This is a genomic window from Burkholderia sp. Bp8963, from assembly GCF_003854275.1.
Taxonomy (GTDB): domain Bacteria; phylum Pseudomonadota; class Gammaproteobacteria; order Burkholderiales; family Burkholderiaceae; genus Burkholderia.
Genome location: NZ_QTQP01000012.1, coordinates 75296 through 99639, shown reverse-complemented (window position 1 = coordinate 99639; position 24344 = coordinate 75296). Strand labels below are relative to the sequence as shown.

Annotated in this window: 26 protein-coding genes and 1 pseudogene; 13 read left to right on the top strand and 14 right to left on the bottom strand. The window is 66.2% G+C overall.

Features of this window, described 5'->3' with window-relative positions; all coding sequences use genetic code 11:
• Window positions 1-37: 37 nt before the first annotated feature.
• The 4 genes and pseudogenes from DID96_RS12775 to DID96_RS39545 all read left to right on the top strand — a co-directional run.
• Window positions 38-337, top strand: a complete 300-nt coding sequence (locus DID96_RS12775) for a helix-turn-helix transcriptional regulator (protein WP_124599681.1) — start codon at window positions 38-40, stop codon at window positions 335-337.
• 12 nt (window positions 338-349) lie between these two features.
• On the top strand, window positions 350-1702 hold the full coding sequence (locus DID96_RS12770; RefSeq protein WP_124599680.1) for an aminotransferase class V-fold PLP-dependent enzyme: 1353 nt from the start codon (window positions 350-352) through the stop codon (window positions 1700-1702).
• 134 nt (window positions 1703-1836) lie between these two features.
• On the top strand, window positions 1837-2307 hold the full coding sequence (locus tag DID96_RS12765) for a cupin domain-containing protein (RefSeq protein WP_311767737.1): 471 nt from the start codon (window positions 1837-1839) through the stop codon (window positions 2305-2307).
• Between the two features lies 1 nt (window position 2308).
• Window positions 2309-2530 (top strand): annotated as a pseudogene (locus DID96_RS39545) (hypothetical protein); the annotation flags it as partial.
• Here DID96_RS39545 and DID96_RS12755 read toward each other — a convergent pair.
• Complete coding sequence (locus DID96_RS12755; RefSeq protein ID WP_124599678.1) at window positions 2439-2738, bottom strand: AzlD family protein; 300 nt, start codon at window positions 2736-2738, stop codon at window positions 2439-2441. The pseudogene DID96_RS39545 and the gene DID96_RS12755 sit on opposite strands and share 92 nt — an antisense overlap.
• On the bottom strand, window positions 2731-3465 hold the full coding sequence (locus DID96_RS12750) for an AzlC family ABC transporter permease (RefSeq protein ID WP_124599677.1): 735 nt from the start codon (window positions 3463-3465) through the stop codon (window positions 2731-2733). Before DID96_RS12750 ends, DID96_RS12755 begins: the two co-directional genes overlap by 8 nt.
• Window positions 3466-3589: 124 nt before the next feature.
• Here DID96_RS12750 and DID96_RS12745 point away from each other — a divergent pair, with 124 nt between their 5' ends.
• Window positions 3590-4048 carry an Lrp/AsnC family transcriptional regulator gene (locus DID96_RS12745; protein ID WP_124599676.1) on the top strand — a complete coding sequence of 153 codons (459 nt, stop codon included), beginning with the start codon at window positions 3590-3592 and terminating at the stop codon, window positions 4046-4048.
• Between the two features lie 224 nt (window positions 4049-4272).
• Window positions 4273-4842, top strand: coding sequence for a hypothetical protein (locus tag DID96_RS12740; RefSeq protein WP_124599675.1), 570 nt, complete (start codon window positions 4273-4275; stop codon window positions 4840-4842).
• Between the two features lie 42 nt (window positions 4843-4884).
• Here DID96_RS12740 and DID96_RS12735 read toward each other — a convergent pair whose 3' ends face one another.
• The 10 genes from DID96_RS12735 to DID96_RS12690 all read right to left on the bottom strand — a co-directional run bounded on the left by DID96_RS12735 (window position 4885) and on the right by DID96_RS12690 (window position 14960).
• Window positions 4885-5517 (bottom strand): LysE family translocator, encoded by a 633-nt coding sequence (locus DID96_RS12735; RefSeq protein ID WP_124599674.1) that lies wholly within the window; start codon window positions 5515-5517, stop codon window positions 4885-4887.
• Between the two features lie 23 nt (window positions 5518-5540).
• Window positions 5541-5873 (bottom strand): DUF2322 family protein, encoded by a 333-nt coding sequence (locus DID96_RS12730; RefSeq protein WP_124599673.1) that lies wholly within the window; start codon window positions 5871-5873, stop codon window positions 5541-5543.
• A gap of 85 nt (window positions 5874-5958) precedes the next feature.
• Entirely contained in the window at window positions 5959-7779 is a 1821-nt protein-coding gene (atsR, locus tag DID96_RS12725) for a hybrid sensor histidine kinase/response regulator AtsR (protein WP_124599672.1), read from the bottom strand.
• Window positions 7776-8276: a molybdopterin-dependent oxidoreductase gene (locus tag DID96_RS12720; protein ID WP_124599671.1), complete on the bottom strand. Its 501-nt coding sequence runs from the start codon at window positions 8274-8276 to the stop codon at window positions 7776-7778. The genes atsR and DID96_RS12720 overlap by 4 nt, the downstream gene beginning before the upstream one ends.
• A gap of 35 nt (window positions 8277-8311) precedes the next feature.
• Window positions 8312-9190, bottom strand: a complete 879-nt coding sequence (locus tag DID96_RS12715; RefSeq protein WP_124599670.1) for a helix-turn-helix domain-containing protein — start codon at window positions 9188-9190, stop codon at window positions 8312-8314.
• Between the two features lie 419 nt (window positions 9191-9609).
• Window positions 9610-10530: a Wzz/FepE/Etk N-terminal domain-containing protein gene (locus DID96_RS39540; protein WP_409333774.1), complete on the bottom strand. Its 921-nt coding sequence runs from the start codon at window positions 10528-10530 to the stop codon at window positions 9610-9612.
• Window positions 10527-11072: a low molecular weight protein-tyrosine-phosphatase gene (locus tag DID96_RS12705; protein WP_124599669.1), complete on the bottom strand. Its 546-nt coding sequence runs from the start codon at window positions 11070-11072 to the stop codon at window positions 10527-10529. The genes DID96_RS39540 and DID96_RS12705 overlap by 4 nt, the downstream gene beginning before the upstream one ends.
• Window positions 11069-12124, bottom strand: a complete 1056-nt coding sequence (locus tag DID96_RS12700) for an SLBB domain-containing protein (RefSeq protein WP_124599668.1) — start codon at window positions 12122-12124, stop codon at window positions 11069-11071. The genes DID96_RS12705 and DID96_RS12700 overlap by 4 nt, the downstream gene beginning before the upstream one ends.
• Window positions 12125-12175: 51 nt before the next feature.
• Window positions 12176-13561 (bottom strand): undecaprenyl-phosphate glucose phosphotransferase, encoded by a 1386-nt coding sequence (locus tag DID96_RS12695; protein ID WP_124599667.1) that lies wholly within the window; start codon window positions 13559-13561, stop codon window positions 12176-12178.
• A 382-nt stretch (window positions 13562-13943) separates the two neighbouring features.
• On the bottom strand, window positions 13944-14960 hold the full coding sequence (locus DID96_RS12690; RefSeq protein WP_124599666.1) for a 1-aminocyclopropane-1-carboxylate deaminase: 1017 nt from the start codon (window positions 14958-14960) through the stop codon (window positions 13944-13946).
• A 205-nt stretch (window positions 14961-15165) separates the two neighbouring features.
• Here DID96_RS12690 and DID96_RS12685 point away from each other — a divergent pair, with 205 nt between their 5' ends.
• From DID96_RS12685 to DID96_RS12660, 6 genes are all read left to right on the top strand, one after another.
• Window positions 15166-15666 carry an Lrp/AsnC family transcriptional regulator gene (locus tag DID96_RS12685; RefSeq protein ID WP_124599753.1) on the top strand — a complete coding sequence of 167 codons (501 nt, stop codon included), beginning with the start codon at window positions 15166-15168 and terminating at the stop codon, window positions 15664-15666.
• Between the two features lie 195 nt (window positions 15667-15861).
• A complete protein-coding gene (locus DID96_RS12680) occupies window positions 15862-16569 on the top strand; it encodes a haloacid dehalogenase type II (protein WP_124599665.1) in 708 nt (235 codons plus the stop codon).
• A gap of 887 nt (window positions 16570-17456) precedes the next feature.
• Window positions 17457-18473, top strand: coding sequence for a hypothetical protein (locus DID96_RS12675; protein ID WP_311767736.1), 1017 nt, complete (start codon window positions 17457-17459; stop codon window positions 18471-18473).
• A 199-nt stretch (window positions 18474-18672) separates the two neighbouring features.
• Window positions 18673-19182 (top strand): hypothetical protein, encoded by a 510-nt coding sequence (locus DID96_RS38870; RefSeq protein ID WP_260463872.1) that lies wholly within the window; start codon window positions 18673-18675, stop codon window positions 19180-19182.
• A 3-nt stretch (window positions 19183-19185) separates the two neighbouring features.
• Window positions 19186-19878, top strand: coding sequence for a C39 family peptidase (locus DID96_RS12665; protein ID WP_221624580.1), 693 nt, complete (start codon window positions 19186-19188; stop codon window positions 19876-19878).
• A gap of 8 nt (window positions 19879-19886) precedes the next feature.
• Window positions 19887-20501: a hypothetical protein gene (locus DID96_RS12660; protein WP_124599663.1), complete on the top strand. Its 615-nt coding sequence runs from the start codon at window positions 19887-19889 to the stop codon at window positions 20499-20501.
• 81 nt (window positions 20502-20582) lie between these two features.
• On the opposite strand, the gene DID96_RS12655 is transcribed toward DID96_RS12660, so the two are convergent.
• Together DID96_RS12655 and DID96_RS12650 are read right to left on the bottom strand one after the other, a co-directional pair.
• A complete protein-coding gene (locus DID96_RS12655) occupies window positions 20583-21992 on the bottom strand; it encodes an acetate kinase (protein ID WP_124599662.1) in 1410 nt (469 codons plus the stop codon).
• A gap of 392 nt (window positions 21993-22384) precedes the next feature.
• Entirely contained in the window at window positions 22385-22858 is a 474-nt protein-coding gene (locus DID96_RS12650; protein WP_124599661.1) for a VOC family protein, read from the bottom strand.
• Window positions 22859-23303: 445 nt separating this feature from the next.
• On the opposite strand from DID96_RS12650, the gene DID96_RS12645 reads away from it, so the two are divergent.
• Window positions 23304-24290 carry a MurR/RpiR family transcriptional regulator gene (locus DID96_RS12645; RefSeq protein WP_124599660.1) on the top strand — a complete coding sequence of 329 codons (987 nt, stop codon included), beginning with the start codon at window positions 23304-23306 and terminating at the stop codon, window positions 24288-24290.
• Window positions 24291-24344: the final 54 nt, after the last annotated feature.

Here is a 24344-nt window from a genome sequence, read left to right as displayed (position 1 = left end):
TTAGCTAAGATGCAAAATGTTCGACGAGGCAGACACCATGGACGACATCACCCGCATCAGCGCCCTTGCCAATGAAAGCAGGCTTGCCGTGATGCGCTGGCTCAAGAATCCGAGGCAGCACTTCCCGCCGCAGCCGCACGGCGACATCGACGCGCTCGGCGTGTGCTGCACGTTCATCACCGAGAAGCTCGGCATCGCGCCGGCGACGACAACCCGCCACATGCGCATCCTCGCGGATGCCGGCTTCGTGCGCGCGACCCGTCTCGGCAAATTCACGTACTACAAGCGGATCGACGCCGAGCTGAAGAAGCTGGGCCGTGACCTGTCACAACTCTGAGAGACACCCGACATGAACGAACTTGCGTTGCTGGCCGATGCCGATCAACGGGCGCGTGCGTACCTCGCGTCGGCGGAGACGCGCCGCGCGTTTCCGGACGCCGCCGCGCTGGCGAACCTGGCCGCGTTCGACGAGCCGTTGCCCGAGCAGGGGAAGCCGGCCGACGACGTGCTGCGCGTGCTCGACGAGGCGGGCTCGCCCGCGACCGTCGCGTCGAATGGCCCGCACTATTTCGGCTTCGTGATCGGCGCGGCGCTGCCGGCCGCCGCCGCGGCCGAGCGCCTGATGCTCGCGTGGGACCAGTGCGCGTCGTCGTTCGACAATTCGCCGGTTGCCGCGACGCTCGAACGGCTCGCGGCGCGCTGGGTCGTCGACGCGCTCGACCTGCCGCGCGACAGCGCGGTCGGCTTCGGCACCAGCGCGACGGCGTGCACGCTCGTCGCGATCGCCGCCGCACGGCGCGCGCTGCTCGCGCGCAAGGGATGGGACTTCGACGGCGACGGGCTGATCGGCGCGCCGGAGATCAAGGTGGTGATTTCGGAGCTCGCACACATCACGGTCAAGAAGGCGCTGCGGGTGCTCGGCTTCGGGATGAAGCGCATCGTCGTCGCGCCGGTGGACGCGCACGGACGCATCGATCCCGATCGCCTGCCGCCGCTCGACGACATGACGATCTTCTGCGTGCAGGCCGGCGAGGTGAACACCGGCGAGTTCGATCCGTTCGCCGCGCTGATCCCGCGCGCGAAGGCGGCCGGTGCCTGGGTTCACGTGGACGGCGCGTTCGGCCTGTGGGCGCGGGCGTCGTCGAAGCACGCGCTGACCGACGGCGTCGACGGCGCGGACAGCTGGACGACCGACGGCCACAAGTGGCTCAACACGCCGTACGACGGCGCGATGGTGATCTGTCGCGACGCGGCGGCGCTGGCCACCGCGATGAACAGCGACGCGGTGTACCTGAGCGGAGCGCAGGACGCGCAAAAGAACCTCAATCTCGAGTTCTCGCGGCGGGCGCGCGGCATTCCGGTGTGGGCCGCGCTGCGCTCGCTCGGGCGCGAGGGCGTGGCCGCGATGGTCGATCGCCATTGCGCGTACGCGTCGCGCATCGCCGACGGCCTGCGGGCGGCCGGCTACGATGTGCTGAACCGTGTGGTGCTCAATCAGGTACTGGTGCGCGCGGGCACGGAGGCGCAAACTGTCGCGATCCGCGAAGCCGCGCAGGCATCCGGCGAGGTCTGGTTCGGCGCGACCGTGTGGCAGGGGCGGCCGGCATTCCGGATCAGCGTGTCGTCGTGGCGGACTGGCGATGAACACGTCGAACGGCTCATCGGCCTGCTCGCCGCGTTGCGTGTGTGGCACGTCGGCTGAAGCATGCAGCGCGGCGGTCGTGGACGAATACCGGGCCGCCGCGCCACATTGGAACTAACAGCCAATCTATTGGTTGCAGCACCACGTGGCGGACGGGTCACTCAACCCAAGCATCTATCGTTGCGAGCACAACCTTGACGAATCATCCTCGTGAATTGTTGAAGGCAGCCGAGATCGAGAACATGGAGCCGGAGCGCTCGGTCCATTCGCTGAATGCCGACGCAGTCCGTCTCAAGAAACCGCTGGGCGACCTGACCGGGCTCACGCAGCTCGGCGTGCTGCAGGTCACGCTGATGCCGGGGCACGGGTCGGCCGAATATCACATGCACCACTACGAAGAGGAGTGCGTGTACGTGCTGTCCGGCAACGGCACCGCGACGATCGGCGAGCGCGACTACGCGGTCGGGCCCGGCGATTTCCTCGGGTTCCGGCGTGGCGGCGACGCGCACACGCTGGTGAACACGGGTGACGTGCCGCTCGTGCTCTTCGTCGCCGGGCAGCGGCTCGAACACGACGTGTGCGATTACCCGAGGATCGGCAAGCGCCTGTATGTGGCCGGGAAGCGCGAGGCGTTGATCGATCTGCCCGATGGGGAAGACGCATGATGCTTTCCGCGTCGGTGCGGTAGCGCCGGGCCTCGTCGACACGCCGCTGATCGCCGACTGGGCCCATGCGCAGCCACGCTGGCGCGAGCGCGCATGCGCGCATGCGCGCTGCGCGGTGCCGCCGCGCCGAATTACCCGAGCAGGTGCCGCAGCACGCCGGCCGCGACGACGCCGATCGTCACGGTCGGCAGGATCGACAGGCGGGTCGCGGCGAGCAGCGTGATCGCGAGCGCGGCCAGATCGGCGGGTCGGCTCGACACGAACGCCGGCGCGATCACCGAGATCAGCACGCAGCCGGGCACGTTTTCCATCACGGCGGTCATGCGCGGGCTCAGCGTGCGGTTGCGCAGCATCACGTAGCCGAGGATGCGCGACAGGTACGTGCTCGACGCCATCAGCACGATCGTCGCGAGGGTAGCGGCGTCAGGCATCGCGCGGCTCCCACAGCAGCGCGGCGATCAGCCCCGCGCACGCGCCGGCCGCGACATACCACGCGCCGGGCACGGCCAGATGCGTGGTGGCCGCGACCACGAGGCTGACGAACCACGGCCGGCTCGCGCGCAGGCCTTTCCACATTCCGCGCAGCAGCACGAGAAAGACCGCCGTGAACGCCATGTCGAAGCCGTATTGCTCGACGTCGCCGATCGTCGGGCCGAGCGCCGCGCCGAGCGTGGTCATCGACACCCACGTCGAATAGAGGCCGGCCGCCACGCCCGCGTAGTACGCGACGCTGATGTGATCGGCCGATCGCTGCCGCGCGTCGGCGAGCGACATCGCCCAGCTCTCGTCGCACATGAAGAACAGCGCGGCGAACGCGCGCCGGCGCGGCAGGCGCCGGATATACGGCGCGAACGCGGCGCCCATCAGGATGTGACGCGAATTCACGAGGAACGACATCGCGACGATCAGCGCGATGTGCGGTGGCGACGTCCACAGATGGATCGCCGCGAACTCCGAGCCACCGCCGAAATTGAGGCCCGTCATCAGCGGCACTTCGAGGATGCCCAGGCCCTTCTGGGTTGCCTGCGCACCCAGCACCAGCGCGAACGGAATGAAACCCAGCATGACGGGCAGCGCCGCGCGCATCCCGCGGCCCATCTCGGCGATAAAGGCAGGCCGCTCGCGCAGCCCGGTCGATGTTGAAACGCTACTGCTCATTACTCCTCCTTCGGGGGGAGGATTGTCTGCTTTTTTGACTCGAATCGGGTTGCGTTGTGGCCAGATCTTTCGGAGAATTTGGCATTCAATGTCGTTGTTTGAAAAATTGTGGAATCGGATGCCAATGAAGATTGATGCCATCGACCGGCGGATCCTGAACGCGCTGCAGCGCGACGGCCGCATGCAGAATGTCGAGCTCGCGCACGAAGTGGGGCTGTCGCCGTCGCCGTGCCTGCGGCGCGTGCGGCTGCTCGAGGAGGCGGGCGTGATCGAGAAATACGTCGCGGTGCTGAACCCGGCGAAGGTCGGCAAGGCGCTGACGATCTTCGCGCGCGTGTGGCTGAAGGGGCAGGACGCCGATACCGTGAATCGCTTTGCCGATGCCGTCCAGCAGATGCCGGAAGTCGTCGAGTGTCACCTGATGGCAGGCGATTGCGATTTCCTGCTGCGCATCGTCGCGGCCGACATCGACGACTACCGGCGCTTCCAGATGGAATACCTGACGCGCATCCCGGGCGTGCAGAGCGTGAAGACCGATATTCCGATGCAGAAGATCAAGCTGACGTCGGCGTTGCCGACGTAGCGTGCGGCGCGGGTCGGTGTCACGCGCCGCGAACCGAAATTGGACGAATGGTCACGGACTGGTGACAATTGGCCAGTATGTTGAACGCATGCGTGACGACTCGGCCACCCGCCTTGCAACTAACGGCCGAATCGCGCCGGCCCGCGCGTATGCGCGAGGCGTCCGGCTGGCGCTCGCTCGAGTCGCGCATTCCGATCCCGTTTTGTTTCTCGTGCCGGGCGCCCATGCAAGCCATCGACAATCCCTGGAATTTGCTGGAAGTCTTCAAGCTCGCGATCGACATCCTGATGCCGCTGTCGGTGGCCGGCCTCGGCTGGTTCATCAGCCGCCGGCTGAAGCAGCTCGAACTCGTGCAATGGACCAACCAGAAGCTCATCGAGAAGCGTCTCGCGCTCTACGACACCGTCGCGCCGCTGCTCAACGAGCTGCTGTGCTTCTACACGTGGATCGGCCACTGGAAGGACATTTCGCCGGACGACGTGATTCGCGCGAAGCGCGAACTGGACCGGACCTTCCACATCTATCGCTACCTGTTCGACGATGACGTGTACGACGCGTATCACGCATACATCCATGCGCTGTTCGAGATCCACACGGGCGCCGGCCAGGATGCACGGATCCGCTCGCTGATCCAGGCGCCGAACGGCGACCGGACGCGGCACGGCACGTATGCATGGAACCTGGCGTGGAACGAGCGGTTTTCGAGCGCGAGCGTCGTGGATGCCGCCGACGTGCGCCGGCATTACACGCGGCTGATGGAGCGGCTGCGGGTGTCGCTGGGCGCGGACCGGTGACGCCGGCGCAACGGGGCGGGTGAGAGCCGATGCGCCGCGCGATCAGTTCCGGCCGGCGGCCGCGAGCCGCGCGGCGAGTCCCACGAACACCGAACCGAGCAGGTATTGCGGCAGTTTCGACGGGCGCCGGCGTTCGCTGAACCGGCGGCTCAGCCGGCTGGCGGACAGGATCACCGCGCCGTTGACCACGAGGCCGATCGCGTTGAGCACCGTCGCGAGCACGAGGATCTGGACGGTAATCGACCCGGATTCCGGCCGGACGAACTGCGGAAACAGCGCGAGCACGAACAGCGCCATCTTCGGATTGAGGAGATTGGTCGTCAGCCCCTGGCGAAAGATCGTCGCGGTCGAGCGGCGCCGGATCGACGCGTTCGGCGCGAGCGCGGTCGGATCCGACCGGAACGTCTTCCACGCGAGGTAGAGCAGGTAGGCGGCGCCGGCGAAACGCACGATGTCATACGCGGTCGGCACGGCGACAAACAGCTGCGACAGGCCGAGCGCGGCGGCCAGTGCATGGCAGTACGTGCCGGCCTGGATGCCGGCGAGCGTCGCGAACCCGGCGCGGCGGCCCTGGCTGACGCTGCGCGACGCGATCAGCAGCATGTCGGGGCCCGGCGTGGCGGTCAGCGCGAGACACGCGCCCGAGAACAGCGCGAGCGTGGAGACGTCGATCATGCGATTCCTCCGCGCTTACGCGCCTACGCGCGTGCGATCACGTCGATGCGCAGCGGCGCGCCACCCGCCACGATCGCGAGCAGGTGGTCGACGTTCGGGTGTGCGCCCGGGCGGTTGCGCGCGTCGGCCGTGTGCTCGCCGAACACCGCGAGGCCGTGCTCGGCGGCCTTTGCGTCCAGCGTGCCGAACGTCTGCTGCAGATAGTGGTAGACCGCGAGCGAACCCTGCTTGCCCGGCTTGTTCTCGATGCTGGCCACCACGTCGCCGTTGGCATTGACGAGGTCGATGCGCTCGATCGCGTCGATGGCCGGCAGTTGCGCGAGGTTGTCCTTGAATACGTTGCCCGGTTGAATCACTGAAACACTCCGTCTGGTCGGTAATTGGCGTGACGGGTCGTATCTTATCCGATCGGACGTCGCGCGCCCGCCGCACGAAGCACCGCTACCCGAGCAGCCGATCCACGACCGTGCCGAGGTCGCGCAGATGCACGGGTTTCGGCAGGAACGCGTCGAACACCTGCTGGTTTTCCTCGAGGGTCGCCGACTCGTACGCGCTGACGCCCAGGATCGCCGTCTGCCGCTCGCGGCCCGGCGGCAACGTGGCGCGGATCCGTTTCGCGACCTCGAACCCGCTCAGGTCAGGCAGCTCCAGATCGAGCAGCACGAGGTCGTAGCGGTGTCCGTTGAAACGCGCGATACCGTCGTTGCCCGTGCCGCACAGGTCGGCCGGAATCCCGAGCGCGGACAGCATCGAGCCGAGCGTCTCGCGTGCGTTGTCGTTGTCGTCGACGACGAGCGCGCGCCGGGCGCGCGGCGGCGCGGAACGCGGCAACGCGGGCGCGTCGCCCGGCCGTTCGCCGCCGGCGGGCAGTTCGACCGGCAGCGTGACCACGAATTCGCTGCCTTCGCCGACCGCGCTGCGGACCTCGACATGCCCGCGCAGCGTCGTCACGATCTCCCGCACGACGGCGAGGCCCATGCCGATGCCGTCCACGTGCAGCCCCACCGCATCGTTCGCGCGGTAGAACGGCTCGAAGACCTTCGACAGATGCGATTTCGCGATGCCGACGCCGGTGTCGCGCACGACGATCGTCAACTGATCGCCGGCCGGCGTGCCGGCGAGCGTCGCGGTGACGGCGATCGTGCCGCCGTTCGCGCCTCCGTTCGTGTATTTGACCGCGTTCTCGATCAGGTTGGACAGCACCTGCTGCAGCAGCTTGCGATCGGAGCGCACCGCGAGCGCGGCCGGCTCGACCTGCTGCGTGACCTGGATGCGCTTCGCGGCGATCCGCTCGCGAAACGGCTCCAGCACGTCGGCGACCAGCGCCGCGACGCCGACGACTTCCGATTCCGCGAGACGCTTCGTCGAGCGGAGCTTGATGTAGTCGGTGAGCTCCTTCACCAGCGCTTCGAGCGACGCCGCCGAGTTCTGCAGCCGCCTGATCGTCTTCAGGTTTGCGTCGGACTGCGGTCGCGCGAGCAGGATCTCGATCGATCCGCAGACCGCCTGCAGCGGCGTGCGCAGCTCATGGCTCACCATGCCGAGAAACGCGTTCTTCGCCTCGATCATCTCGAACGCGCGATCCGACGCCTTCTTTTCGGCTTCGAGCGCTGCGTGCTGCCGCTCGAGCAGGTCGTCACGCGTGCGCACCGTATAGAACAGCAGCAGGAACAGCGCGCCGAGGATCACGCCGAGAATGCCGCCGAGAATCAGGATCGCGCGCTGCTTTTCCTTCAGCTGATGGAACGTGAAATCGCGCTGCGCCATTTCGATTGCGCGGAAATAGTTCGACAGGCCGTTCACCTTGGGCCAGAATGCGGCGACATCGGCGAGCACGCGCGCGGCGTTGCCGGGCGTGTCGCGCAGCGGCGGCACGTCGCGCTTCAGGCGCGTCATGAATGCGCCGAGGGTCGCGATGTCGTCGCGCGCCTTCGGAATGCGCAGCCAGTACTCGGACACTTCGGACGGCCGCTGCAGGAAACCGAACGACACCGACAGGCTGTCGAGCTGCGTCTGCAGGTGGTCGAAGTCGTCGTCCTGATGCGTCGCGTACAGGATCAGCTGCCGGTCGAAGCGGCTGTACGCATTGCGGTATTGCGCAGCCGTCCAGAACACGCCTTCGCGCGGGCCTTCGAGCACGCCCTCGTTGACCGAGGTCGCGAGCAGGTCGTACAGCAGGAACGCCCACGCCGCGAATCCCAGGATCCACAGGGATCCGAGGACGATGATGATTTTTCTATTCTTCCATTGCTTGCCGTTCATTTCACGGTCAGGCCGATGATCTGCCAGGCGAACTTGGCCTCGCCGAGCGGCGTCTTCAGGTCGTCAGGGAACTGGTCGCGCGGATACATGATCCACAGCGGGCCGTAGTTGTCGTTGCCGAGCACCTTGCCGTTCATCTTGCGCGCGAGAATCACGCCGTACTTGTCGGCGTCGGACACCGGAATCGTGAACGTGTATTCGTCGATGCAGCGGAATTCGATCTGCGTGCCCTGCGCGCCGACCACCTTCAGCACGTCGCTCAGGCGCGGGCCGCTGAAGGTCGCTTGCGGCGTCCAGCTCGTGGACGTGGAGATCTCGTGTTGCGGCAGCGCCATCAGCTCCTGCTCGGAAAACACGTAAACGGTCTTGCCGGGCTGGTTCGACTTCGCGATCCGGCCGTCGACGGTGAACGTGAACGGTGCGGCCCAGCAGGCGGCGGCCGCGCCCAGCAGGCTGGCGAGCAGCAGGGTTTTCAGCCAGAACGTCGAAATTCGCATGTGTTTTCCTCGCGTGTTGTCGTGGGAGCGGCGGTTCAGCCGGTGCTGCTGTTGAGCGGCTGCGCGACCTTCAGCTCGCGCGCCACTTCGGCGTACAGGATCGGCAAGCGCACCGGTTTTTCTTCGCAGCGCGCATTGTAGTGCGACACCACGTGCGCGATTTCGTCCTCGCTCGCTTCGCCGGTCGAGATCTTGCCCGTCAGCAGGAAGATCGGCGCGCCGCCGTTTTCGCTCGAGCGGATGCCGCACACGAGATCCGCGGCCGTCTGGTCGCCGAGCATCCAGTCGAGGATGTAGCCGTCGAAATCCTCGACGGCGAGCGCGTTGCGGAACGAATCGCAGTCGAAATACGGAATCGCGTTCACGCCTTTCTCGACGAAGTACTCGCAGATCGTTTCGGCGACGTCCTGCGAATCGTCGACCACGGCGATCCGTGCGACGTACGCGCTCTGCTGCGTGGAGCGCAGCTCGATCAGGTCGACCGGATAGGTGCGGCCTTCGTGTGCGTATTGGCGCTCGGTCACGATCCACTCGCCTTGCGACTGCACCGCGACGAAGTCCGATTCAGGCCGGCTGCTGGCCTTCGCCGCGATCGCAGCGCGGCAGCGCAAGCGCCGCGATTCGATCACGAGCGTCGCATCGATCATCTCCGTGGCGGGCGCGTTCGCCTGTGCGCCGCGGTCGTCGAGCAGGATCGCGGGCGGCACGCCGAAGTGCGTCGCGATGTCCTGCAACTGCGACAGGTTCCACGGGATCAGCCCTTTCATCTTGCGCGTGACGACGGAAAAGCTGAGGCCGAGCACGTTCGCGATCGTCGTGTTGTGACTGCGTGGCGGGATGCCGTTCCGGGTCAGGAGGTCGCGCACCTTGGTGGCGGTGATGAGGTCGGCGCTGGCCTGCTCGATGTTGGGCATCTCGTTGGGTCTCCGGTGATTTGCGCGTGGAAGCATAGCAAAAGTGACGCACCATGCAAGCTTTGGAAACGAGAATAAGCTTGACATGCAAATTTTCTCCATTATTATTGCTCACCGCGTCACTATTGTTTGCCGCGTCATGTTTGGCGGCCGCTGCTGTCAGGCAGCGGGCACCTGGAAGTGCGGCGCGGTGTGACACAACGATTCGAAGCAGGAACCTGAGAGAGCCTTGGAACGCGTGCCGGCGCGGGCGGAGTTGCATCCGTCTTTTGCGCCGCACGCGCGACCGGGTACGCGCTTGCGGGTGTGTCGAAGCTCGAATTGCGGCGCCAATAGAACTCGAAGAAAGTGCCAACGTTTCCCCGTCTACTCGCACTGGGGCATCTGTCCGCGTCACTGGCCGATCGGCTGCGTGGAAATCACACATCACCTGAAAACGTTCGTCGTTCATGACGGTCACGATCACGCGTTCGAAACGCTCGTCGAGCGTAGCGATTGAATCGTGCACGCCAGCCTGTCGAACCCGCGCTTGTACCGAACGCAATGTGTCCGGTGTCGGTCCGGCATCCTCGATGGCCTGTTTTACCGCGAGGACTTCGTTCAAGTTCAATAATCAATATCAACCATATATGACAAGTACTAAAAGCGAGGCAGGCGCCTGATTTCCGACGGTCCGTTTGGCATGATCGCTGCATCCTGTTTTCCGAGAGTGGCCATCGTGACGGATGCTCCGGCCGGAAACCCGTGCGGTTTTCGCGTTCGGCGCGCCGTCGTCTTGCCTCATGCGTTACAGCCCGCTTCAATCCATCCGTCGCTATCAGAGCATTTCGATGTTCGGCGGCGGAATCGTCGTGACGGTCCTGATCCTGTTCGCCTGCGGGCTCGGGATGGCATCGATCGTCTACGGGCACCTCGAGGCCGAGCACGCCCGGGCGGGTGATGCCGGTGTTGAAACGCGAAATGAAATCGCCGACCACCGGAAAGCGCTGCGGCTGCACGACGATGTAGCTGCGCAGCGTGTCGACCGCGCGCGTGACGACGAGCAGCGACGCGAGGATCTGCGCTTCGGCGGCCGCAGTCGATTTCACGTCGAACAGCGACGACACGTCGCCGAGCAGGCTTTTCGCGGCGGACGCGTCGCCGCTGTCCTCGACCTGCACCAGGATGTCGGCCTGATAGAGCGGATGGCTGAGGAATGCGTACAGCGTGCCTGCGCCGACGCACGCGGCGGTAACGAGCGCGATCAGCCAGCGATGGGAGACGAGCGTGTCGAGGGCCGCGGCGAGACTGATCTCGTCGGGGCGCTCGCGTACGCGTCGAGGGGTAGGGATTAACGTCATCGGCTCAGTCCGGAAGAGAGGCGTGAAGGGGAAGGCGGCAGCGGGTCGCCTTGCGGCGATTCGGCGGGCGGCTGCGCGCCGGCCGGCGCGATGCGCACGCGCCAGCAGTCGATCGCGCGCTCGATGAGCGCGAGGCTGTGTTCGAAAGCGGCGCGCGCGCCGAGATACGGATCCGGCACATCGAAGCCGGTGTGCGTACCGTCCGGCGCGGGGCAACCCTCGCCGAGCCGGAAGACGCGGCCGCACAACGCCGGATCGCGGCGCTCGAGATAGCGCTTCTGCTCGCGATCCATCGTGAGGATCAGGTCGGCGCGCGTGCAGAGCCACGAGGGAAGCTGACGCGCGCGATGCGCGCTGATGTCGAGGCCGCGATCGCGCATCAGCGCGACCGCGTGCGGATCGGCCGGATGCCCGTCGAGCGCGCCGATCCCGGCCGATTGAACGTCGACACCAGGCAGGCGTGCGCGAAGCAGCGCTTCCGCCATCGGGCTGCGGCAGACGTTGCCGATGCACACGACGAGCAGCGTGGCCACCGCGATCATTTGACGGCGAGCGCCGCGGCGGCGCTGGTGTTGGCGCCCGGCAGCAGCAGGCTCAGCACGCGGCTGAAGCGCACGAGGCCGTTGCCGTCGACGTAGACGATGTCCTTCGGCTGCAGCTCGAACTCGTTGGCGAGCACCATCGACACCGGCGAGCGCGCGTCGAGATGGAACACCTGCGGCGCGTCCGTCTGCGAGCCGCGAATCACGAACATCTGGGCGGCGTCGGCCGTATTCGCGTTCACGCTGCCGGCCTGCGACAGCGCGTCGGACAGCGTCAGCCTGCCGTCGCGCAGCGGCAGCGCGAGCGACGGCTTGTTGACTTCGCCCATCACGTACACGCCGTAATCGCTGCGGGCCGGCACGTGCAGCAGATCGCCGGCCGCGAGCGCGATGTCCGCGGGGTTGCGCCCGTGGCGCAGCAGCTGCGTCAGGTCGAGCGGATGGGACACGCCGCCGCGCACGAGCGTCAGGCGGCTCTGGTCCGCGGACGGATTCATGCCGCCGGCGCGCCCGAGCGCATCGTAGAGCGTCATCGGCACGTCGTTCACGGGCTGGCCGCCCGGCGTGTGCACTTCGCCGTCGATATAGACCTGCTTGGAGCGGAACGACGCGACGCGCAGCGTGACTTGCGGATCGCGATAGACACGCGCAAGCGCGGCGGCGACGCGTGCTTGCGCGGCGTCGGTGGTCAGGCCCGCGACCGGCACGGCGCCCGCGAACGGAAACGACACGTGGCCTTTCTGATCGACGACGAAGCCGGCAACGGGATCGGCGGCGCGCGTTGCGTTCGGCGGTGCGGCGCCTTGCGCCGCCTGCTGTTCGGTGGCCTGCGCCTTCAGCGTGCGGACCAGCGCCGCATCGATCGTCGCGATCCGATAGCGCGGCGCTTCGCCGTCGGCTTGTGCGCCTGCCGCGGGCGGCGGCGGTTCGCTCATTCGCATGCCGGGGGCGATCGCGCACGCGGACAGCGTGACGCCGAGCGCGGCCGCTAGCAGCAGGCGGGCACCAACGGGGCGCGTGTTTCCGATCCGCTCGGTCACGGCAATTTTCATATGTAGTCCTCTATGTGATCCGGCATCGCGCAGCGCGATGCCGCTGGCGCGTCAGTACGCGTTGCTGTGGGTCCAGCCGTGCGTGACGGTGGCCGCGACGATGCGCATGTCGAGTGCGAACGACCAGTTGCGCAGGTAATAGAGATCGGCCTCGACGCGGCGCCGCATCTTCTCGATCTGCGCCCAGCCGGTGATGCCGGGCTTCACGCGGTAGCGGTGGATGTAGCCGTCGACGATCTGCTGGTACAGGTCGTCGTGCTCGATCGCGTGCGGACGCGGCCCGACCACGGACATCTCGCCGCGCAGCACGTTGATGAACTGCGGCAGTTCGTCGAGGCTCGTGCGGCGCAGGAACGCGCCGATGCGCGTCACGCGCGGATCGTCCCGCGTCGCCTGGCGCACCGCGCCGTTGGCGTCCGCATGCAGCCGCATGGTCCTGAACTTGTAGATCGTGAACACCTTGCCGTTCGCGCCCTTGCGACGCTGGCGGAACAGCACGGGCCCCGGCGACGACAGCCTGATCGCGACGGCGATCGCGAGCAGCAACGGTGCGATGCCGACGAGCGCGGCCGCCGCGAACACGCGGTCGAAGAGCGCTTTCTGGATTCGCGCGCACGACGACAGCGGCGACGCGACCAGGTTGATCGCCGGCGCGCCGACGAGATCGATCATCTCGCCGTCGAACATCGCGAGCGTGCTGATGTCCGGCATGAAGCGGATATTCACGAGATCGTGGCTGAACGCGTCGCGCACGGCGAGAGCGGCGCGCGTCTCGGCGATCGGCAGCGCGACCCACACCTCCGGAATCGCGTGCGCACGCACGTGTGCCGCGAACGCGCCGAGTTCATCGAAGCGGGGGAGGCCGCCGTGATCGTCGAGCGCCGGATTCGACATGTCGAGCACGGCGGCCGCGCGAAATCCGGGCGACGACGACCGGGCGATCCGGCCGAGCACGGCGTTGACGTGCGTGCCCATGCCGACGATCGCGACCGGGCAGTTGCGCTTGCCTGCGTGGCCGAGGCGGTCGAGCAGCGTGCCCGCGGCGAGCCGCGACGCGACGAGTGTGGCGCTGCTCGCGAACGACCAGCACAGATGCCAGTCCGTCGGCACGGACAGCGCGTGATACGGCGCGAGCATCACGAGCGTCGCGCAGGCCTGCGCGACGATCCACGCGATGCACGTGCGCCCGGCGACGGAGTATTTCGAACGGTTGCGCGTTGCGCGATAGACGCCGAAGGTTGGAAACAGCACCATCGCGAACGTTGCCGCCGACGCGACGAGCGCCACCTCGGCGGATGGATGGCCGCCGCCGTGCGGCAGAACCATGGTCGTGACCAGCGCGCTGAGAGCAATCAGTGTGACGTCCGACATACGCGCAAGCAGCCCCGCGGCTGCCGACGGCGTGCGCGCTCGCCGGTCAAAGAGTGCCGTATGCATATACCCATTTCCATGCTGTTTTAAACGACGTTGCGTTCTTCGCTTCGCATGATGCACGACGCACCGCGCACCGATGAATACGGTGCGCCGCTGCCGCTTCCGGTTTCGTGGAATGTCAGACGAATGGATGGAGCGCGCTCTGCCTTATCGGGAGACCGTTTGCGCCGCGCGTGCATCTTTTAAATACGGAAAGATGCGTGTGGAGGTAGAGATGCGATGCGGCGATCAACGAAACCCACATCGATTTTCTGGAAATGGAGCGGTGATTTAAATCGGACAAGTACGAAGTTTCGTATCAGTTCTTTGAGGCTTGTACGAAATTTTTAATCTTCGTCGGGACGCGCGTGATGACGAGCCGAAACCGGCATGCCGCAACCGCGCATCAACCGTCGCGGAAGATGAAGCTGTACGCACTCAACGCCGGCACCCCACCCAGGTGCGCATACAGCACCTTCGACCCCGGCTCGAATTCGCCGCGCCGCACCTTGTCGATCATCCCGTGCATCGATTTGCCTTCGTAGACGGGGTCGGTCAGCACGCCTTCCAGCCGTGCACAAAGGCGAATCGCCTCGAGCGTGCCGTCGTTTGGCAACCCGTATTCGGGGCCGCCGTAGCGCGTGTCGAGCACGACATCCTGCTCGCCGATATCGCGCCCAAGTCCGACCAGCTCCGCCGTATGCCGCGCGATCCGCGTGATCTGCTCGCGTGTCTGCTCCGGCTTCGCCGACGCATCGATGCCGATCACGCGATCCGCGCGCCCGTCGGCCGCGAAGCCGACGACCATCCCCGCCTGCGTGCTGCCGGTCACCGAGCACACGACGATGTAGTCGAACCTGAAGCCGAGCTGCGCTTCCTGCGCGCGCACTTCCTCGGCGAAGCCGACGAACCCGAGCCCACCGAGCGGATGTTCCGAGCAGCCGGCCGGAATCGGATACGGCTTGCCGCCCGCCTGCCGCACGCTCTCCATCGCCTCTTCCCAACTGCGGCGGATGCCGATGTCGAAGCCGTCCGCGACGAGCCGCACGTCGGCGCCCATCATCCGCGACAGCTGGATGTTGCCGACGCGGTCGTACACGGGGTCTTCATAGTTGACCCAATGCTCCTGCACGAGCACGCACTTCATGCCGAGATGCGCGGCGACGGCCGCGACCTGGCGCGTCTGGTTCGACTGGATGCCGCCGATCGACACCAGCGTGTCGGCGCCCTGCGCAAGCGCGTCGGGGATCAGGTATTCGAGCTTGCGGGTCTTGTTGCCGCCGAACGCGAGGCCGCTGTTGCAGTCCTCGCGCTTCGCGTACAGCTCGACCTTGCCGCCGAGATGCGCGCTCAGGCGCTTGAGCGGCTGGATCGGCGTCGGGCCGAAGATCAGCGAATAGCGTGGGAAGCGTTGCAGGTTCATCGAATGTCTCCGGAATGGCCGCATAGGCGTGAATGCATGAACGGATCGCGTCGGCCGACACCGGGCGCCGGGCCGTGACGCGATGAAAAAATGATAGGCACGCACACGCGAAATGAGCTTGCGAAATAAATCCGGCCGTCCTACGTTTATGACGAAATCATCGATGAGCAAGCAACCGCTGTTCGCCGGAAAGGAGACAGGCGCAATGAAATTAGGCAAGCGCTCGGATTCCGCGCCGGATGCCGCCCCGGTGCTGGATCGGATCGATCGCGCGATCCTGCGGCAATTGCAGCAGGACGCGTCGATCTCGAACGTCGCGCTCGCCGCGAAGGTGAAGCTGAGCGCGCCCGCGTGCCTGCGCCGCGTCGAGCGGCTCAAGGAGATGGGGCTGATTCGCGGGATCGTCGCGCTGCTCGAGCCGAAGGCGCTCGGCGCGGGGATGCTGGTCGTGATCGGCTTCGTGCTCGACCGCTCGACGCCGGAAGCGTTCGCCGCATTCGAGAAGGCCGCGCAGAAGGTGTCCGGCTGCGTCGAATGCCACGTCGTGACCGGCGAGTTCGATTACTTCATGCTGGTGCGCACGCGCGACAGCGAGAGCTTCAACCGGCTGCATGCGGAGCAGTTGCTGTATCTGCCCGGCGTGCGGCAGGTGCGCAGTTTCATGGTGCTGAAGGAAATCCTGTCGACGCATGCGTTGCCGGTGTAGCCATGCGAACCAGTCGAACTGGAATTCAGTCTCGGCCCGCCATTCACGCGGAACGCTTGACGCGGTCGAGCGGGGCGGGATGATGCGTGTGACGCAGGGTTTCGGCGCGGCGTCGGTCGCATAGCGTGTCGACACCGCCGCCACCGCCTCTCGATGCACTTCAACGCATCTCAACGTACACCGAGCGAGAAAACCATGAACACCGTTCAGGCATTGATCTTCGACGTACAGGGCACGGCCACCGATTTCCGCACGACGGTCAGCGCGGCGGCCCGCGAGATCGCGGGCGATCGCGCGCCCGATACGGACTGGGGACGTTTCGTCGACGACTGGCGCGGCCGCTATCGCCCCGCGCTCGACGCGATCCTGTCCGGCGCGCAGCCGTGGTCGTCCGTCGACCGGATCTACCGGCAGGCACTCGATCAGGTCATCGATGCGTACGGCCTAAGCTTCCTGGCCGGCGACGAACGCGAGCGCCTCAACTTCGCGTGGCAGACGATCGAACCCTGGTCGGATGCGGTCGAAGGCCTGTCGCGGCTCAAGCGCAAGTTCAAGCTGGCGACGCTGTCGAATGCGGACGTGAGTGCGGTCGTGAACATCTCGAAGCGCTGTGGATTGCCGTGGGACGCGATCTTCGCGGCGGAGATGGCCGGCACGTTCAAGCCCGATCCGCGCACGTACCGGATGGCGCTGCGTTATCTGGGCGTGGACGCCGGCAGCGCGATGATGGTCGCGTGCCACAAGTACGATCTGCACGCGGCGCGCGCGCTCGGCATGAAGACCGCGTTCGTCGCGCGGCCGCTCGAATTCGGCCCCGGCGGCAACGTCGATCTGGCGTTCGACGATCGCTTCGACGTCAACGCGCACGACTTCATCGATCTCGCCGCGCAGCTCGGTTGCTGAGCCGCCGCTCATTGCGGCTGCGCAACGACGACGCCCGGGATGAACGCCTGGTCGAGGATCGCGTTCGTCTTGCCGACGGCATTGTGCCGATGTCACGGCGGCGGCGGTAATCCACATCCCGTATGAACCGACAGGCGCATGCGACGGTCGCCGCGAACGGCATCCGGCCCGAACCCACCGCGTGATCATCGTTGATACGTTTCTGAATGGCCCCTGCGCACGGCCTTTGCCTCCTATGCGGAAAGAATCCGGCCCAGTGTCCTTGTCCAACATGCGTCTGCGACCGCGAGCGAATATTCGGCCGGGCGGGATAACCCGCATGCAGGAAATGACGTGCCAAAAGTGAAACATTTTGCGTTCGTCATTCCGTCATTTGAAAAATCGAGCAGGTGTCTGAATCCAAAAGGGTTTTCCCCGATACTCAGGGGAAACCCCGGTGCCGTGCCGGGCGGTGCGTTTCAAAACTGAAACAAAAAATGCGCGCCGCAACCGGTCGGGTCGGATCGTTTTGTGCGGAAAAGCGATATTTCTCTTTGCATTCAGTCGCTTGCAGGCTTGGCATCGCCAATGCGTGACGGGTGACGGATTGGCTCAGTCGGCCAAGCCGTCCCTTGTTAACTCAGGAGGATTTCATGCGCAAAACTTTATTGGCGTCTGCTGCAGTCCTCGCCCTGGGATTCAGCGGCTATGCAGCGGCGAACCCATGTGCTGATGGCGCGACAACATGCAATCAGCAATCCCGTGACGGAGCGAACACCGTCTCCAATGCAGTCAGCTCGACTCAAACCAGTGCAAGCGGGTCCAACGCGAACGAGATCTCGGCACCTGTTTCCCAGGATGCTTACAACAACACGAGAGTCGTCGCGCTCAGCAGGCTCAGCGGAACCGTGAGCGGCGTCAGCGTTTCGAACATCGGCAACCAGGCAAGCAATACGGGCAGCGCTGCTGGCGGAAGCGGTGGCAGCGGCGGCAACGGGCTAGGCCTTGGCGGCACTGGCGGAAAAGGTGGTAAAGGCGCGGTCGGCGCCGTTGGCGGCGCTGGCGGCGCTGGCGGCAGCGGCGGCACATCGACAAATGGTAGCGCCACGGCGGGCAACGCCAGCAATGGCAGCGCGACGGCTGGCAACGGGACTGGCGGCGCGGGTGGCGCTGGCGGCTCGCCGAGCGCCAACGGCGGACAAGGTGGTAGTGGCTCAGCCAACGGCGGCTATGGTTCCGGCCAGGGTGGTGGCGCGGTCGCGGCTTCGGTTGGTGTGGGCGGCTACGGCAAGGGCACTGGCAAGGGCTGGGGCACCGGCTCGGGCAGCAGCAGTGCTGGCGGGGTCGGCGTAACGACTCACGGCGGCGGAGCCGTGACGGCATCGAGCGGCGCAGGCACCGGCACGGGTACGGGCACCGGCACCGGTTCGGCTAGCGGTACAGGCGGCGCAGGGTCGTCTGGTACGGCGACAGCGTCTGGCGGAGCAGCCTCCGGCACGGGTGGCGCGGCTGGCGCAGGGGGCGGTGCGGGTGGCACCGCGGCGGCCGTCGCAGGTAACGGTGGCGTTGGCGGCGCGGGAACGGGCGGCGGTGCGGCGACCGCTCCTGCTTCGACGTCGGCCAGCAACGGCAGCTCGACGGCAGGTAACGGCGCGGTTGGCGCGGCAGGCGGCTCGGGCGGCTCGGGCGGCATGGGTGGCACCGGCGGCGTCGGCAACGGCGGTGTTGGCGTCGGCGCAGCTGGCGGTGTGGGCGGCGCAGGCGGAGCCAACTCGGTCAACGCGGGTACGTTCGACATGGCCAACACGATGACAAGCGTCGGTCAGACCGCAGCGGGCATCATGATGGCCAACCAGAACAGCGGCGCGGCGTCGCTCGTGCAGCAGGCGGTCACAGTGCAGTCGCAGCTGACCGTCGGGCACTAGGACAGCCGGTCGGCAAAGGTCAATCGTGCGAAATGCCGCGGGTGCAGCGCACACCGCGGCGATCGTTCGATCGCCGGATGGACAGGCACATCGGCGACGGCGAGCTGGCCGAAAGGCCGCCTTGCCGTCGCCGGCAGATTGCTGCCCGATCTCCGTCGGCCGACGATCATGCAGATTCCGCTCCCTGCGCGTCGGGTTCGTGCAAGCCGCCGCAGGGCCCAAGGAGACAACCATGCGAACGCGTAACGCATTGTCGCTGGTGTTATTGCCTGCTGTGCTGTTGCCGGGCCTGGCGGCTCAGGCAGCGCCTGACGAGCCTCGATCGATTGACTCGGATGCCGCCGTCACGGCTGCATCGAATTCCATCCCTCCCGCACCGGCCGCGCCCGCGGACGGCACCGCGCCCGCTACGGCTGCGGTCGTCGCGCCGCCTGCCGCAGGCGCCGCGACCGGACGCGAAGACAGCTTCGGCGTCGCGATGACGCCCGACCAGCTCGACGAGCATCGCGGCGGCGATGCGCTGATCGGCCAGAACTTTCTGAACGGCACGGTTTCCGACAACGTCGCGAACCGGGTGTCGACGGGCTCGAATTCGATTGCCGACGGCTCGTTCGCCAATTCGAGCGGCCTGCCGACGGTCATCCAGAATACCGGCGCCAATGTGCTGATTCAGAACGCGACGGTACTCAACGTGCACTTCGGGAACTGAGCGATGCGACACCTCGCTGCGGTGTGGATGGCGGCGCTCGCGTGCGCGCTGGGCGGCCCGGCCGCGCAGGCGGACGAGATGACCGTCGTCGATCCGGCAGGCGCCGGTTACGCGATGCATGTCACGAGTCTCAAGGAGGCGCGTTTCAAGCGCACCGTCAAGCAGCAGTACGACTTCAGCTGCGGGTCGGCCGCCGTCGCGACGCTGCTGACTTATCAGTACGACTATCCGATGACCGAGCAGACGGCCTTCGCGCAGATGTGGGAGAACGGCAACCAGCAGAAGATCCGCCACGAGGGCTTCTCGTTGCTCGACATCCGGCGCTTTCTCGAAGCGCACGGCTTCGTCGCGGACGGCTATGAACTGCCGCTGCAAACGCTCGCGAAGACGCACACGCCGGCGATCGTGCTGATCACCGAGCATGGCTATCACCATTTCGTCGTCGTGAAGGGGCTGCGCAACGGGCGAGTGCTCGTCGGCGATCCGGCTACCGGCACGCGGCCGATGTCGCAGGCAAGTTTCGAGCAGAAATGGGAAGACCATGTGATCTTCGTGATCCACAACAAGCCCGAGCTCGCGGTGTTCAACGATCCGCGCGACTGGCGCGTCGCGCCGAGCGCGCCGCTTTACACGGGGATCAACCGCGATGGCCTATACAACGTCGTGGTTCCGAAGCACGGCCCGAGCGACTTCTGAGGATCGCCATGAGATCAGAGACCAGGAAGTTGGCCAGGCTCGCCGTGATGGCCTGCGGCGGGATGGTGTCCATGGGCGCGGTGGCGATGCAGAACGGCCCGCCAGCCGCGAGCGTCGAACCTGCCGTGCAGGCGAGCGACGCCGTGTCGGCCTGCGGCGCGCGGGCCGGCGCCGACGTCGCGCAGGACGACCGGAACTGGTGGACGGCGGGCGGCGCGATCGCGCTCAGCGACGCACGCCTCGACGCGATGCGGGGCGGCTTCGACATGCCGGGCGGCCTGAAGGTGTCGTTCGGCGTGTCGCGCGTCGCGTTCGTGAACGGCAACCTGGTCGCGTCGACCAGCTTCAACATTCCGGACGTCAGTCAGATCACCGTGCAACAGGCGCAGGCGCTGGCGGCTGCGAACGCGGGTGCGCTGATCCAGGTCGGCCCGGGCAACGCCGCGCAGCCCGGCGTGTTGCCGGCGCTGACCGGCGCGGTGATCCAGAACACGCTGAACAACCAGCAGATCCAGACGCTGACGACGATCAACACGACCGTCAACACGCTGACGTCGTTCAAGAACCTGAACGTCCTGTCGACGCTGAACAACGCGCTGCTCGGCGTGCTGCCGGGCAGATGAGCGGGCAGATGAGCGGGCAGATGAGCGGGCACGTCGGGCATAGGCGCGCGCCGGGGGCAACGCCCGGCGCTCGAAGCGCGCTCAGAACGCGATCGGCACGCGCAGCGTTATCACGACGTCCGGCGTGTCGCGCGTGAGACCCGCGCCGATCGACAGGTTCAGCGTGGTCTTCGGCGACAGCCGGTACGAGTAGCCGACGAGCAGCGTGCCGAGGATCACGCGCACGGAACCGGGCACCGTCTGGCCGTTCTGTTGCGTCGGCAGCACGATGCTCTGGTCATAGCCGAGGCTGACCGATGCTTTCTCGTTGAGTGCGAGGCCCATGCCGATATTGAAGCCCCAGATGTCGCCGGGCTGCACGCTGCCGATGAAATCCTTCTGTCCGTTGCGGATCGTCAGGCTCAGGTTGTCGCGGCCGAAGTTGTGCAGATAGCTGAAGTTGCCGAAGAACACCACCGGATCGGACGGGAATAGCCAGGTGAGGCCCGGCTGGATCGCGTAGAAGCCGGAGCCGGTCGGCTGCTCGAGCGGCAGGCCCGTGCCGGTGGCATTGCCGACGCAGCGCGTGACGCAATCGGTGACGACGTCGAACGGGCTCTTGCCGGTGGCCGTCTTGAAGCGGAGCCAGCCGATGTAGTAGAACTTGTCCGGGCCGCCGTTGTTGAACTGGTAGCGCAGCGTCATCTCGACGTCGCCGATGTTGTGGCCGTGGCTGTTGAACGCGTTGTCCTGCGCGGTACCCGTGAAGATCTCGCGGCTGACCGTGTCGGTCGTCGAGTACACGTACGGCACGCGGACTTCGAATTCCATCCGGTTGGTGATCCCGTAGCGCGCCGCGACCGCGGCCGTCAGCACGGTCGTCTTGACTTCCCGCACGTCGATCAGGCCAATCAGCAGCGCGGGGATGATCGTATAGCCGACGAGTGCGACGCGGTCCGACGACGAATAGCTGAACTGGAACGACGGCTCGATCACGAACTTGTGCTTCGGCGTCAGCACGCCGGGCTGATCGAAGATCGGCGCGACGGGCGGCGGCGCGGTTTCCGGCACGGGCGCCTGGCCGACCGGCTGTGCGGGAGACTGGGCGGCCGCGGTGGCGGGTTGTGCCGTGCCGGCCGCGCCGCCTGCCGCCCCGGCCGTCGGTGCTTCGGTCGTCGCTGCTCCGTTAGTCGCTGCGCCGGTGGCGGGCGCTGCGGGCGCGGCGCCGGTATCGGCCTGCTGCGCGGCATCGCCAGTGCCGGCACCGCGCTTGTTCGCGAGTTCGCGCGCGTCCAGTGCCCGGCTCAGGCGGGCGAGATTCGCTTCTTCTTCGGCGAGCTTGCGCTTGAGCGCATCGAGTTCCTTCAGGTGGTGGTCGACTTCCTGGCGCAGCGCGGAGATGTTCTCCTGCGTCGACTGGGCATCCAGCGACTGCGCGTGCGCTTCGGCTTGAAACAGCAGCACGCTTGCGTAAGTGATGGCACGGATGTGGCGAAAAGGCATGCGCTTCACGGTGCGTCTCCAAGATCAGGCTTGCAGATTCACCCCCGATGCACTCCGACAGCAGGCTCGCGCGCGTCGCACCGGATCGCTTCGGCTCACGCCAGGCCGAACGTAACGGTCTGGATCGAGCGCCGCGCGCCGACACTGGATTGTCATGTCCGCAACGTCACTGCAACGTCCCGATCGCGCGTGCCGAACAACACGCAGCAGATTTCACGAGGCTAGTTCAGGCGGGCTTCCAAAGCCAACCAGACAAACCCTTGCCCGCGTACGGCGCGCGATACGGGATGAGCTGATTCGCGGGGGCTTTCGGGAAAACTGGATGCACGTTTCGCGCCTGTGGCGCGTCTCGTCGCACGGCCGCCGCGACACACCCCGCGCACCCGTTACGGGCGCTCGTATCAGCCCGTCGCCCCCGCATAGGCGGCTTTCAGCGCGGCGACGTCGAACTTCGTCATTTGCATCATCGTGTTGGCGACCCGCCCGGCCTTGACCGGGTCGGGGTCGGCCATCATTGCGATGAGATCGTCCGGCACGATCTGCCACGAGACGCCGAAGCGGTCTCGCAGCCAGCCGCAGCCGTCGGTCGAACCGCCGCCCTCGAGCAGCGCGCTCCAGTAACGGTCGAGCTCCGCCTGATCGCGACAGTTGACCATCAGCGAGATCGCGTGATTGAACGACTCGGCCTTTTCGTGGCTCATCGCGATGAACGGCTGCCCGAAGAGCACGAACTCGACGACCTTGGTGGAACCGGCGCTCGGCACCGGCGTGACGCGAAGCACGCGCGAGTCCGGAAAGATGCCCGCATAGAACGTTGCGGCCTCTTCGGCTCGCGTCGCGTACCAGAGAAACGGCGTGATCTTCTGAATCGACATGGCAAATCTCCTGTCAGTGTTGGCCAGATGCCGGGGCGAACTGCATGCCGCCATGAATACGACGGAGAGAGGCCACCAAAATTAACACGTCGGGCAGAAATATTTCATGCTTTCTATCCGCTTCGGCCGTGCCGATGCGACCCCGGTTGGCTCGCCTTTCAAGTACTAGATCAGGTATCCGAAATGTTAGTCATCCTTTCTCAGAAGTCCGTCACGCGACCGGCCTGAGCCGTGCGCCCGGAACAGCAGTCGCTACACGTTTTGCCGGTGCCGCGGGATTTGCGATTGCGCGCCTGGCAGGCCGACGAACTGACCCCTCGCAACCGCTTGCGCCGCTATCATCGGATGAATGAATATGAATTTTCACGTTTTCACTAGCTTGAAAATATAAATTCATCGAGCCATACTTCGAGCATCCCGTCATCCAAACGTCCCATTCATCACTGTGAGCGATACCGAACTGCCCGGCGCGATCGAGCGCATTCACTACGCATCCGCCACGGCCTCCGACGCATTGAAACCCGTCGCGCGATGGCTGGCGTCCCATTCGCTCGACGCCGCGACGCTCACGATCGAGGAAGTCGCCGACGCGTGCGGCGGCTCCGTCGCCAGCGTCAACCGGTTCGCGAAGCACGCCGGGTATCGCGGGTTTTCGGAGCTGAAGGCGGATCTCGCCGCCGTCGTGCGCCAGGCGCTGCAGCCGGTGGAGAAACTGGAACTGGAAGCGTCCTCGGCGCAAGAGGGGATCGGCGCATGGCTGGCGGATCACCAGCGCAACCTCGCGGCGATGGATTCGCCGCTGCAAAGGGAGCGCCTGGCCCACGCGGCGGCGCGCATCGTCGAGAGCAACGCCGTGTATTGCCTCGGGCTGGGCCTGAGCACCTATTTGACGGGATTGTTGGCGGACACGTTGATGCCATATCACCGGCAGGTCGTATGGGCCGCAGCGGGAGGCGGCAGCGAGCAGGCGGCGCGGCACATGACGCGCATCGGCTCGGGCGACACGTTGATCGCGATCTCGCTGCCGCGCTATTCACGCGACACGGTCGAGCTGGCGCGCTATGCGCGCGAACGCGGCGCGTACGTTGCAGCACTGACCGACGATCCCACCGCGCCGCTCGCCGCGACCGCCGACTGTGTGTTGCTGGCGCCCGCCGAGCATCGCGTGTTGTCGTCGAGTTCGGTGGGCATGGTGGCGCTCATCGAAACGCTGGCGTCGGAAGTGCTCAAGGCGACACCGCAGTCGAAAGCAATCGCGGCCAGCTTGTCGCAAACGGTGCTGCCGTATCTCATGTTCGACACCACACCGTCGATGACGGCGAAAACCAGGGCCGATACCAAGGCCGATACCCGACCCGACGGCAAGGCCGCCGGCTTCAAGCATAGCGATGGGCCTTCGGGCGCATCCGGCAAAACTCGCAAACCGTCGTGACCCTCTGAGCGTCGCCGACAGTTGTTTCAGCAGTTCGAGAAGTCGAGGAGACTC